The sequence below is a fragment of the Mesorhizobium sp. M0514 genome, assembly GCF_040321145.1.
Taxonomy (GTDB): Bacteria; Pseudomonadota; Alphaproteobacteria; order Rhizobiales; family Rhizobiaceae; genus Mesorhizobium.
In genome coordinates, this window is record NZ_JAMYQZ010000010.1 from 1 (window position 1) to 10,896 (window position 10,896).

The following is a 10,896-nucleotide window of genomic DNA, read 5'->3' on the forward strand; positions in this document are numbered from 1 at the left end:
CCCTACTCCCTACTCCCTACTCCCTACTCCCTACTCCCTACTCCCTACTCCCAGTCTTTCCAAAGCATTGCCCGACCCGATCGAAGCCCCCGCCCTGTACGACAGGAGTAAAAACCGGCTGGGCTCAGCAAGATCTGCCCCACGCTCCTGATGCCATGCTCCCGATCGAACCGGGCGGTGAAGTGCTCCCCCTGTGATGGCCATACCCATGGTTGCGGCAGCAAAAATTTCACCGCAACGTGACTTCCCGTTGACTGTCGCTTCTGCCACAAATCTGGGCAACCAGAACAAGGCCGGCGTCACCGGCGGGAATCGGAACGATCATGGCACCTCGACACCCTCTGCGGCTTGCGGCTTTTGCGCTGGCCTTCTCGGCGCTTGCCGGGACCGGGTTCGCCGAGGAATCGGGAACGACCCAGACCGACAAACCGCAGATTGACAGGCCCTTGGGCGTGGTCGAGCTGTTCACCAGCCAGGGCTGCAATTCCTGCCCGCCGGCGGACGCGTTCTTTGCCGAGCTGGCGGCCAAGGACAACGTCGTCGCGCTCGCCTACCACGTCAATTACTGGGACTATCTCGGCTGGCAGGACACGCTGAGCAGCAAGGACAATACTGACCGGCAATATGACTATATGCGCGCCTTCGGCACCCGCTCCGTCTACACGCCGCAAGCCGTCATCAATGGTCGCAGCCATGTCAACGGCGCCAGCCGCAAGGAGGTCGACGGCGCGCTTGCCCGCATGGAGAAATCCGGTGAAGGCATGCGGGTCAGCGTCAAGGTCAGCCGCACCAGCGATCGCGTCATGATCGATGCCGGCGACGCCGGTAGCGGCCCCAGCGACGCCCATGTCGTCATCGTCTATTTCGAACCACCGCAGACGGTGACCATCGCCAAGGGCGAGAACACCGGCCGCAGCATGACCTACTGGAACGCCGTCACCGGCATCCAGACCGCCGGCATGTGGCACGGCAAGGCGCAGCGCTACGAATTGCCGATGACGGAGATCGCCAAGAAAGGCGGCTGCGCCGTGCTGCTGCAGTCGGTCGGCAAGGACGGCCTGCCGGGCCCTATTCTGGGCGCTGCGTTTATTCACAAGCCTTAAGAGGCCCCCTCATCCGGCCGCTCTCGGCCACCTTCTCCCCGAGGGGAGAAGGGGCTGAATCAGCGCTGGCGCGAACTCCTCTCCGCTCGGGGGAGGTCGGATTGGCCCGAATTGCTGTTGCAATTCGGCTGGCAATCCGGGTGAGGGGATGCGCCCGCAAACTGGGCACCGCAGCCTCCGGCAAATTCTTCAAGCAGCCAAAAACAAAAAAACCGACGTCAGCTTGCTTCTGACGTCGGTCATTTAGGTTTTGGGATCGTCGCACCCGGTCTCTCCCTGAGGAAAGTCCGAGGTTGGTTCGATCCGACGCAGACCCGTGGGCGGGGGGCTTGGGGTTTACGAGCCGGTGCCGGACCGAACCGTCTCAGGCAACGCCGGTAAATTCGTCGGACATTGGGGCATGAGCGCGGATAAAAAAAGGCGGAAATGTGGCGAGGCATCACCAATTCAAACACCGCGTTTTATAAAAGTGACTGGACGTTGCGAAAACAGCGCAGACCCGGGATGGTTAGCCGGGCCTTGCAATTCCACGGCGAACACGCCAACTTCTGCAAGCGAGATTCATTTTCAAAGGGATCGCGGGATGACCGATCGCAGCGGTGGGACGGAGGATGGGGACGCATCCGCAATATTGATCCCGCTGCACGAGGCGCGACGCGAACGCCTCGACCAGCCGGTCCGTTTCGACCGGCGTGAACTCGACGAGATCCTGAGGCTGTACGGACGCATGGTCGCCGCCAACGAATGGCGCGACTATGCCATCGATCATCTGTCTGATCGGGCTGTGTTTTCAGTCTTCCGCCGGGCCAGCGAAGTGCCGCTGTTCCAGATCGTCAAGGATCCGAAACTGGCGCGCCGGCAAGGCGCCTTCGCCGTCATCGCCGCCGGCGGCCGAATCCTCAAGCGTGGCCAGGAACTCGGTCGCGTGCTCAACGTCTTCGATGCTAAGCTGAAGATTGTCCAGGCCTAATTGAGAATTGGGGAATTGAAGAACTGAAGAATTGAAAAAAGAGGATGTAACGGTCGAAATACCGCCGGGTTTGTTCTCAGCTATTCAAATCCTCAATTCTTCAGTTCTTCAACTCCTCAATTCCCCCTCCTCAGGCTCTCACGAAACTTCCGCTCCGGCAGCGAATGCGGATCGGGCGGAACCGTTACGCCGCCATTCAGCGACAGCTGCATGAACACCGTGTCAAGCCAGCGCCCATGCTTGTAGCCGGAGCCTTCCAGGCGACCGGAATGGCGAAAGCCGAGCTTTTCATGCAGCCGCACCGAGGCGCTGTCTGCATGGCCGTCGCCGATCACCGCGACGATCTGGCGAAAGCCCGCCATACGGCAGGCTTCAATCAGCGCCTGCATCAGCAGCAGCCCGACGCCCTGGCCCTTCGCATCAGGCGCGACATAGACGGAATCCTCTACGATGAAGCGGTAGGCCGGGCGCGGCCGGAACGCGCCGGCATAGGCGTAGCCGAGCAGCGCGCCATCTCGTTCCGCCACCAGATAGGGAAAGCCCCCCGCCGTCAGGCTGTCGAAGCGCCCACCCATCTCAGTGCGGCTGGGCGGCTCGAGCTCATAGCTCGCGGTGCCATGCGTCACGGCATCGCCGTAGATCTCGGTGATTCGGCCGAGGTCGCCTTCCAAGGCCGCGCGGATGGAAATAGTGCTCATGATTTATGCAGACGATTCATCTGCCTCCATGACAGCAAAGGCCGGCACAAAAGAAAAGGGCGGCCGTTGGCCGCCCTCTTGATATCAGCTGGTCCAGTTGCCTGATGGGAAGACCGCCTAGCGGCGATCGCCCATGAACTGCAGCAGGAACATGAACAGGTTGATGAAGTCGAGATATAGCCTCAACGCGCCCATGATCGCCTTGCGGCCGGCAACGTCGGCCTGATCGCCTTCGTAGTACATTTCCTTGATGGTCTGCGTGTCATAGGCGGTGAGCCCGGCGAAGATCAGCACGCCGATCGCCGAGATGGCGAAGCCGAGCGCCGACGACTGCAGGAAGATGTTGATCAGCATGGCGATCACCAGGCCGACCACGCCCATGACCAGGAACGAGCCGAACGCCGAAAGGTCGCGCTTGGTCGTGTAGCCGTAGAGCGACAGCGCGCCGAAGGCGGCCGCCGTGGCAAAGAAGGTCTGAGTGATCGAGGCGCCGGTGTAGACCAGGAAGATGGTCGACAGCGACAGGCCGACCAGGCCCGAATAGACCCAGAAGGTGGTTTGCGCCGCGGCCACGCTCATCGACTGGATCCTGAACGACAGGAAGAAGACGGCGGCGAGCGGAGCCAGGATGACCACCCAGCGGAAGGCGCTGGCATAGATCAGCGTGCCGAAAGCGGTCAGCTGTCCGTCGCCGGTGACGGCGAGCTGGAAAGCGCCCCAGGCGGCGACGCCGGTGATGAGGAGGCCAAGCCCCATCAAATTGTAGACCTTGAGCATGTAAGTGCGCAGGCCTTGGTCGATGTCGGCGCGCGCGCCCGGCACGGCCGAAGTCTGGTAGTTGCGAATGGGCTCAGCCATTGGAATCCTCTGTTGCTTCTGCCCCGTACGGTGTCAGGCCCTTTCGGACCTGGGCGCCGCTGGCGGGGCTCCAGCATGCCTGTGGCGAAATATGATGGTTCTTGACGTCAAGAACAAGACCGTAACGGGCTGCAACGCTTGGTGAATCTCCGGAAGCCGGTTTTCTTGGGCTTCCATGACTGCACATTACCAAGATTTAATCGGAAACGGCAGATTCGGCCAACCTTGCCGTTTTGGGCCTAGAGGTCGCGCAGCACCGGCGCCGCCTTGTGCCCGAGCACCCGCCAGGTGCCGGCAAGGCCGATGCCGACCGTGATCACCAGCGCAAACACCAAGGTCGCCACTGCCACCTCCGGCATGAAATGCGACGGCAACGTCATGATGCGGGCAACGATGTACCAGGCGGCGATGCCGCCGGCAGCCAACGCAAACACCGCGGTGGCCAGGCCGATCAGCATGTATTCCAGCGAAAACGCCGCGATCAGCGTGCGCCTCGTAGCGCCCAACGTCTTCAGCACCACGGCATCGTGGATGCGGGCGCGATTTCCCGCGGCGAGCGCGCCGGCCAGCACCAGCACCGAAGCGATCATCGCCACGCCGGCCGCGGCCCGGATCGCCGTGCCGAGCTGGCCGACCAGCCGGTTGACGACGTCGAGCGCGTCCTTGACCCGAACTGTCGTCACCGCCGGGAAGGCGCGGGTGACGGCGTTGAGCAGGCGGGCATCCTCTGCTGCCGTGGCATCCTTTTCGGTCAGCGTCGCCAGCCAGCCATGGGGCGCGCCTGCAAAAGTGTTGGGCGAGAACACCATGACGAAGTTGATGCCCATCGTCTCCCATTGCACCTCTCGGAAATTGGCGATCCTGGCCGTCACATTGCGTCCGAGCACATTGACGGTGACGGTATCGCCGAGCTTCAGGCCGAGCGCCTTGCCTTCATCGTTGGAGAACGAGACCAGCGGTTCGCCGCTGTAGTTCTCCGGCCACCAGCTGCCCTCGGTCAATGTCGCATTGGCCGGTTGTTTGGCGTCGTAGGTCAGGCCGCGATCGCCGCGCAGCACCCAGGCGCCTTCCGATGGCACATCGGCCTTGTCGACACTAACGCCGTTCAGCGCCATCACCCGGCCGCGCAGCATCGGCACCTTGACCAGCGTTCCCTTCGGCGCCTCATTGCCGATCAATGTCGAGAAGGCATCGACCTCGCTATTCTGGATGTCGACGAAGAAGAAATTCGGCGCCCGTTCCGGCAGACTGCCGGAGATCTGCTGCCTGAGATTGCCGTCGATCAGCGCCAGCGTCACCAAAAGCGTCAGCCCGAGGCCCAGCGACAGCACGACGGACGGCGTCAGCGCGCCGGGCCGGTGGATGTTGCCGATGGCGAGCCTGAGCGCGACCGAGCGCACACGCGGGCTTTTGCGCGCCACCCACTGCACCAGCGCACCGACCAGGCGCAACACCAGAAAGGCAAAGACCGTCGCGCCGACGAAGATCAAGGCGATGCGCCGGTCGCCGGAAAACAGGATGGCGAGCGCCGCCAAAGCGACCGCGATGCCGACCGCCGTGGCAAGATAGGGCAGGCGTGGAAAGCCGCGGCCCTCAAAACCCATTTCGCGAAACAGCGCGGTCGCCGGCACATCGCGGGCGCGGCCGAGCGGCAACAGCGCGAAGGCAAGCGTCACCAGCAGCCCGAACAGCGCGGCAAGAGCCAGCGCACCGGGATAGAAGCCGCCTTTAGCCGGCACCGGAATGACCGACTGGAGCGCAGCGCTGGCAGCAAACGGCACGGCGGCGCCGAGGATGAGGCCAAGCGCGATGCCGAGGCCGGCGATCATCAGGATCTGCACGAGATAGACGGTGAAGACGAAGCCGCCCGAGGCGCCAAGGCTCTTGAAGGTGGCGATGACGCCGCGCTTGCCGTCGAGATAGGCGCGCACCGCATTGGCAACGCCGACGCCACCGACGACCAGCGCCGTCAGCCCGACCAGCGTGAGGAATTGCGAGAAGCGCTCGATGTTGGCCGACAGCGCCGGCGCCGCATTGGAACGCGTGCGGATCGACCAGCCGGCTTCAGGGAAATCGCTCGCCGCCCGATCTTGGATGGTCTTGAGATCGGCCTCGCTGGCGCCGGCCGGCAGCCGAACCTTGTAGGCATTCTCGACCAGGCTGCCTGGCTGGATCAGGCCGGACGCGGCAAGCCCCGCGGTCGAGACCATCAGCCGCGGCGCGAAGCCGAAACCGTCCGACACCGCATCCGGTTCGCTCACCAGCCTGGCCCGCAATTCGAATGTCGCGCTGCCGACCTTCAGCCGGTCACCGATCTTCACATTCAGCCGGTCGAACAACAGGTCGGGCGCGGCGGCGCCAAAGACGCCTGATTTCTCGCCGAACAAATCCTTTCTGCCAAGCTGCGGCGCGGTCTCGATCGCGCCATAGAGCGGATAGACGTCGTCGACGGCCTTGGCCTCGACCAGCGCCTGGTCGGAGCCGTCTTCCAGCCGCGCCATCGAGCGCATATTGGCGCTGTGCGACACAGTGCCGAGGCGGTCGAGGAAGGTGCTTTCGGCTGGCGTCGCATCGCGCTGGTTGAGCTGGAAGCGCAAGTCGCCGCCAAGCAGCGTCTGGCCCTGGTCGGCAACGCCTGCGGTGATCGCCTGCGCCACCGAATTGACCCCGCCGATTGCAGCGACGCCGAGCGCGATGCAGGCAAGGAAGATTATGAAGCCGGACAGTCCGCCGCGCATCTCGCGCAGCGAAAAGCGGAACGCGAGCTTCAGCGTCTGCGACAGTGGCATCAGGCCGGCACCTTGACCTGCGCTACCGGCGCATCCTCGATGCGGCCGGAGCGCATCGACACCTGGCGCGAGCAGCGCGCCGCAAGGGCCGGATCGTGCGTGACCAGCACCAAGGTCATGCCGCGCTCGGCCGCCTTGGCGAACAAAAGGTCGGCGACCTGCCGCCCCGTCGCCTGGTCGAGATTGCCGGTCGGCTCGTCGGCAATCAGAATGCGCGGCGACGGCGCCAGCGCGCGGGCGATCGCCACGCGCTGCTGTTCGCCGCCGGAGAGTTCGCCGGGATAGTGGGTGACGCGGTCGCTCAGGCCGACGGCCGCCAACTCCCGCGCGGCGACGCCGAACGGATCGGCATGGCCGGCCAGTTCCAGCGGCACCGCGACATTTTCGAGCGCCGTCATGTTGGGAATGAGATGGAAGGACTGAAAGACGATGCCTATGTTTCGGCCCCGAAACGAGGCGATCTGATCCTCGCTTTTGCCGTTCAGCAATTCGCCGGCGATCCGCACCGTCCCCGAATCGACCCGCTCAAGCCCGGCCAGCACCATCAGCAAGGTCGACTTGCCTGAACCCGAAGGGCCGACAATGCCGGTCGCCTCGCCGCGCGTCACGTCAAGGCTGACGCCTTTCAGCACATGCACCGACGAAGCCCCTTGGCCCAGGGTCAGGGATATGTCTTTCAGCGCGATGACGGCTTCTGTCACAATTAAAGCGTCCTATATCAGGATGAAGGCTCTGCTTGCCGGAAGCCGTCGCCGGAAGAATTCCTCGGGTATATGGGGCCTGCCACATGTCTTTCAAACGCAAGATATCTTTCAAACGCTTGAATGCCGCAGGGCTCGTCCTTTTCGTCACCCTTTGCGGCGCCATTTCGTCCGTGCGCGCCGAGACGTTCACCATCGTCGGCTTCGGCGACAGCCTGATGGCCGGTTTCGGCCTCGGGCCTGGCGATGGCTTTACCGACAAATTGCAAGCTGCGCTGCGCGCCAAAGGCCATGACGTCACCGTCGCCAACGCCGGCGTTTCAGGCGACACCTCGAGCGGCGGCTTGGCGCGGCTTGACTGGTCGGTGCCGGATGGGACAAGGCTGGTTATCCTCGAACTCGGCGCCAACGACATGCTGCGCGGCGTCTCGCCCAGCATTACGGAAAAGAACCTGGACGACATGCTGGCGAAGCTGAAAGCGCGCAAGATCGCGGTGCTTTTGGCCGGCATGCGCGCCGCTCCCAATCTCGGCGCCGACTACCAGAACGCCTTCGATGCGATCTACCCAAAGCTGGCCGCGAAATACGATGTGCCGCTCTATCCGTTTTTTCTCGATGGCGTCGCCGGGCAGTCCGGCCTGCAGTTGGAGGATGGCCTGCATCCCAATCCGAAGGGCGTCGCAGCGATGGTCGAGCGCATCATGCCCGCCGTGGAGAAGGCGATTGCGGCAGTTGGGGGTGGCGGTTGAACGCCGGCCTGACGAGAATAACGCGGCGTTCGCCTCGCGCGAACTTTGAAACAAAAGACCGGGCTGCCGATGACCCGAGTCATCCATGCTGCGCTTGAAGAGCATATGCAGCATCAGGGTAATGCAAGCGCCGAGGCGGCACGGCAATAGTGCTTATTCATCGCTTGGAGGCGCCTGTTCGTAAAAATGCCTGCAACCAACAAACCACTTGCCCCGTTTGACTATCGATGATTCGCTAGGGGCACAGTTCGATTCGAGGAAGGGAGGCTCACCATGCCGCGTCTTTTCACCGCCCTCGAAATACCCCGTGACGCCGCTCTTTCGCTGTCCCTGCTCAGGGGCGGCCTGCCCGGAGCCCGCTGGATCGATGTCGAAAACTACCATCTGACGCTGCGCTTCATCGGCGACGTCGAAGGCCATATCGCCGACGAAATCGCCAACGCGCTCGACCGGGTGCACCGCCCATCCTTCTCGCTCACCCTGTCCGGAGTTGGCGCTTTCGGCCAGAAGAAGCCGCACGCCGTCTGGGCCGGCGTCTTCGCCTCGCCCGACCTTTCGGCGCTGCAGAGCGAAATCGACCGCATCTGCCAGCGGCTCGGCCTGCCCGCCGACCCGCGCAAGTTCACCCCGCATGTTACGCTGGCACGCTTGCGCAATTCGAGCCCGCTCGACGTCGCCCAGTATCTGTCGGCGCGCGGCAATTTTGCGACGCTACCGTTTCGCGTCGGCCGCTTCGTGCTGATGTCGTCGCGCGATTCGGTCGGCGGCGGTCCCTACATTGTCGAGGAGGCGTGGCCGCTCTCCGGCGTCGACGCCCGCGCCACCAATCTCGTCGCCAGCGCCTCCGACGCTTCGCGGATCATGCGGTAGACCGAAGCGAACGCTTCGGCCCCGTCATAATAGGGATCCGGCACGTCGCGGGTTTTGCCCTGCGCAAACTCTGCCAAGAGATGAATACGTTCCCGCGCACCGGCCGGCGCCAACGCCTTGAGGTCGCGGACATTTTGCCGATCCATGCCGAGGATCAGGTCGAAGCGCGAAAAATCCTCCGGCCTGACCTTGCGTGCCCGCTGCCCTGATATGTCGAGGCCGTGTCGGGCCGCAATCGCGATCGAGCGCGGGTCGGGCGCTTCGCCGAGGTTCCAGCCGCCGGTCGCCGCAGAGTCCAGCACGATGTCGTCCAGCACCATGTCGCGGCCGCGTTCCGCCAGCACGGCGCGAAACACGCCTTCGGCCAGGGGTGAGCGGCAGATGTTGCCGAGGCAGACGAAGAGTATGGAATTTATCGGCTTTACGCTCATTCGATATGCGCCGTTCGTGCATTTGGAAGCCCAAAACGCAAAGGACTTTTGGGCGACTTGCATTATGGTGAGGGTCGATATCTGGGATAGCACGGGAAATCATCATGACGAGAGAGAAACTCAGCAACGACGCCATCGCCGGCGCACTGGCCGAACTGGCCGGCTGGTCGCAGGCAGCCGATGGCGCCTCCATCAAGCGCAGCTTCGACTTCAAGAATTTTTCCGAAGCCTTCGCCTTCATGACCCGCGTCGCGCTGGCCGCCGAGAAGATGGACCATCATCCCGACTGGTCGAACGTCTACAAGACTGTCGACGTGACGCTCAACACCCATGATGCCGGTGGTGTCACTGCGCTCGACATCGCGCTGGCCAAGAAGATGAATGGGTATGCTGGCGGCTGAACGCTGGGGCGGCAACGCCAAATCGGCGCCATCCTCTTGCAGTGGACCGGGACTTTCACCACATTTTCCGTGGCGGCCGCGCGCAACGCGTAGCGCGACGGCCGGCAAGGAGAGGATTGATGGCGCAGCAGCCCGGTTTTGATTTCTTCGGCTTCGGCAGCAAGCTCGGCGACGAGAGTGAAGTGCGCGCCAAATTCTGGCGCACGGCCAAGAAGGCCGCCCGGCAGATTCCGTTCATGGAAGAGGTCGTCGCCGGCTATTATTGCGCGCTCGACAGGAAGACGCCTTTGCGTGCCAAGGGCATATTGCTGGCAGCGCTTGGCTATTTCGTGCTGCCGGTCGACGTCATACCCGATTTCGTCTTCGGCCTCGGCTTCACCGACGACATCGCCGTGCTGACCGCCGCGATCTCCACGGTAAGCGCCCATATCACCCCTGCGCACCGCAAGGCCGCCAAGGAGGCGATCGCCGACAAGAGCTGAATCGGCGTCGCGTTGGCAACTGGGTTCAGAAGAAATCCTCCGCTCAAACAGGACGATAGCGGCTTGGCTTCGGGTTCCGCTGCGGCCGTTGGAAAAGTCAAACTCTTGCCGCTTTCGTGGCCTCCAAGTCGCCGCAGGGACATTGCGAAAGCCGTTTTTTCAAGAAGCGGCGCGGAAATGGCGGTGGTTTCCATGGGTGAATGTCCTTTTCCGAGGGAAATTCACAATTTGGTAACCCAGATTAAATCAAAATGAAGCGACGGGCAGGACGCCAAGCCGGCCTGCCCCGCACCATTTGGAATACGGGAAAAGCGATGCGCGGATTGATTGCACTAGTCTCGAGCCTGGTCCTGGTGGCTTTTGCCGCGCCGGCGCTGGCGCAGCAGGCGACCAAGATCGGCCAGCACAATGCCTGGGGCACCTACAGCTACCAGGCGCAGGGCGGCAAGGTCTGCTATGTGCTCACCGTGCCGACCGACAAGCAGCCGCCGACGCTCGATCACGGCGACATGTTCTTCTTCGTCAGCCAGCGGCCGGGCCAGCAAGTGTCCTACGAGCCGCAATTCATCGCCGGCTACACATTCCAGGAAGGCTCCAAGGCCACCGTCACCATCGACAAGAAGACGTTCTCGATGTTCACCCGCGGCAAGTCGGCCTGGGTCGAGAACGCCGCCGAAGAGCCGGTGCTGATCGCCGCCATGAAGACCGGCACCGACATGAAGGTCTCGGCGAAGTCTGGCCGCGGCAATCCGACGACCTATGTGTTTTCGCTGAAAGGCATCTCGGCCGCGCTGACGTCGATCGCCAAGTGCAAGTAGGCTAGCGCGGTTCCCGCCGCATGACT

Annotated in this window: 12 protein-coding genes; 7 read left to right on the forward strand and 5 right to left on the reverse strand. The window is 63.1% G+C overall.

Annotated features, from left to right (window positions below):
- Window positions 1-323 precede the first annotated feature (323 nt).
- Together NKI61_RS06565 and NKI61_RS06570 are read left to right on the forward strand one after the other, a co-directional pair.
- A complete protein-coding gene (locus tag NKI61_RS06565) occupies window positions 324-1,103 on the forward strand; it encodes a DUF1223 domain-containing protein (protein ID WP_023683845.1) in 780 nt (259 codons plus the stop codon).
- 583 nt (window positions 1,104-1,686) lie between these two features.
- A complete protein-coding gene (locus tag NKI61_RS06570; RefSeq protein WP_023683844.1) occupies window positions 1,687-2,073 on the forward strand; it encodes a DUF2794 domain-containing protein in 387 nt (128 codons plus the stop codon).
- Window positions 2,074-2,189: 116 nt separating this feature from the next.
- Here NKI61_RS06570 and NKI61_RS06575 read toward each other — a convergent pair whose 3' ends face one another.
- The 4 genes from NKI61_RS06575 to NKI61_RS06590 form a co-directional block, all read right to left on the reverse strand.
- Window positions 2,190-2,771, reverse strand: coding sequence for a GNAT family N-acetyltransferase (locus NKI61_RS06575; protein WP_023683843.1), 582 nt, complete (start codon window positions 2,769-2,771; stop codon window positions 2,190-2,192).
- Window positions 2,772-2,888: 117 nt separating this feature from the next.
- Window positions 2,889-3,629, reverse strand: coding sequence for a Bax inhibitor-1/YccA family protein (locus tag NKI61_RS06580; RefSeq protein ID WP_023671726.1), 741 nt, complete (start codon window positions 3,627-3,629; stop codon window positions 2,889-2,891).
- A 239-nt stretch (window positions 3,630-3,868) separates the two neighbouring features.
- On the reverse strand, window positions 3,869-6,418 hold the full coding sequence (locus NKI61_RS06585) for an ABC transporter permease (protein ID WP_352519386.1): 2,550 nt from the start codon (window positions 6,416-6,418) through the stop codon (window positions 3,869-3,871).
- Complete coding sequence (locus NKI61_RS06590; RefSeq protein WP_023715752.1) at window positions 6,418-7,119, reverse strand: ABC transporter ATP-binding protein; 702 nt, start codon at window positions 7,117-7,119, stop codon at window positions 6,418-6,420. Before NKI61_RS06590 ends, NKI61_RS06585 begins: the two co-directional genes overlap by 1 nt.
- An 86-nt stretch (window positions 7,120-7,205) precedes the next feature.
- Here NKI61_RS06590 and NKI61_RS06595 point away from each other — a divergent pair, with 86 nt between their 5' ends.
- Together NKI61_RS06595 and thpR are read left to right on the forward strand one after the other, a co-directional pair.
- Entirely contained in the window at window positions 7,206-7,868 is a 663-nt protein-coding gene (locus NKI61_RS06595) for an arylesterase (RefSeq protein WP_023755648.1), read from the forward strand.
- 273 nt (window positions 7,869-8,141) lie between these two features.
- The gene (gene thpR / locus NKI61_RS06600) at window positions 8,142-8,738 is read left to right on the forward strand and encodes an RNA 2',3'-cyclic phosphodiesterase (RefSeq protein WP_023671722.1); all 597 of its coding nucleotides are present in this window, start codon (window positions 8,142-8,144) and stop codon (window positions 8,736-8,738) included.
- Here the strand turns inward: thpR and NKI61_RS06605 are convergent.
- Window positions 8,642-9,169 carry a low molecular weight protein-tyrosine-phosphatase gene (locus tag NKI61_RS06605; protein WP_023702599.1) on the reverse strand — a complete coding sequence of 176 codons (528 nt, stop codon included), beginning with the start codon at window positions 9,167-9,169 and terminating at the stop codon, window positions 8,642-8,644. The two genes, thpR and NKI61_RS06605, sit on opposite strands and share 97 nt — an antisense overlap.
- 104 nt (window positions 9,170-9,273) lie before the next feature.
- Between NKI61_RS06605 and NKI61_RS06610 the strand changes: the two genes are divergently transcribed.
- The 3 genes from NKI61_RS06610 (at window position 9,274) to NKI61_RS06620 (ending at window position 10,870) form a co-directional block, all read left to right on the forward strand.
- Window positions 9,274-9,570, forward strand: a complete 297-nt coding sequence (locus NKI61_RS06610; RefSeq protein WP_023715750.1) for a 4a-hydroxytetrahydrobiopterin dehydratase — start codon at window positions 9,274-9,276, stop codon at window positions 9,568-9,570.
- A 119-nt stretch (window positions 9,571-9,689) separates the two neighbouring features.
- Complete coding sequence (locus NKI61_RS06615; protein ID WP_023671719.1) at window positions 9,690-10,052, forward strand: YkvA family protein; 363 nt, start codon at window positions 9,690-9,692, stop codon at window positions 10,050-10,052.
- Between the two features lie 314 nt (window positions 10,053-10,366).
- Entirely contained in the window at window positions 10,367-10,870 is a 504-nt protein-coding gene (locus NKI61_RS06620) for an invasion associated locus B family protein (protein ID WP_023671718.1), read from the forward strand.
- Window positions 10,871-10,896: the final 26 nt, after the last annotated feature.

What these genes read in the sequence shown, in the direction of transcription:
- NKI61_RS06565 (WP_023683845.1), top strand. Translation starts at nt 324, where the DNA reads ATGGCACCTCGACACCCTCTGCGGCTTGCGGCTTTTGCGCTGGCCTTC.
- NKI61_RS06585 (WP_352519386.1), bottom strand. Translation starts at nt 6,418, where the DNA reads ATGCCACTGTCGCAGACGCTGAAGCTCGCGTTCCGCTTTTCGCTGCGC.
- NKI61_RS06570 (WP_023683844.1), top strand. Translation starts at nt 1,687, where the DNA reads ATGACCGATCGCAGCGGTGGGACGGAGGATGGGGACGCATCCGCAATA.
- thpR (WP_023671722.1), top strand. Translation starts at nt 8,142, where the DNA reads ATGCCGCGTCTTTTCACCGCCCTCGAAATACCCCGTGACGCCGCTCTT.
- NKI61_RS06615 (WP_023671719.1), top strand. Translation starts at nt 9,690, where the DNA reads ATGGCGCAGCAGCCCGGTTTTGATTTCTTCGGCTTCGGCAGCAAGCTC.
- NKI61_RS06620 (WP_023671718.1), top strand. Translation starts at nt 10,367, where the DNA reads ATGCGCGGATTGATTGCACTAGTCTCGAGCCTGGTCCTGGTGGCTTTT.
- NKI61_RS06595 (WP_023755648.1), top strand. Translation starts at nt 7,206, where the DNA reads ATGTCTTTCAAACGCAAGATATCTTTCAAACGCTTGAATGCCGCAGGG.
- NKI61_RS06575 (WP_023683843.1), bottom strand. Translation starts at nt 2,771, where the DNA reads ATGAGCACTATTTCCATCCGCGCGGCCTTGGAAGGCGACCTCGGCCGA.
- NKI61_RS06605 (WP_023702599.1), bottom strand. Translation starts at nt 9,169, where the DNA reads ATGAGCGTAAAGCCGATAAATTCCATACTCTTCGTCTGCCTCGGCAAC.
- NKI61_RS06610 (WP_023715750.1), top strand. Translation starts at nt 9,274, where the DNA reads ATGACGAGAGAGAAACTCAGCAACGACGCCATCGCCGGCGCACTGGCC.
- NKI61_RS06580 (WP_023671726.1), bottom strand. Translation starts at nt 3,629, where the DNA reads ATGGCTGAGCCCATTCGCAACTACCAGACTTCGGCCGTGCCGGGCGCG.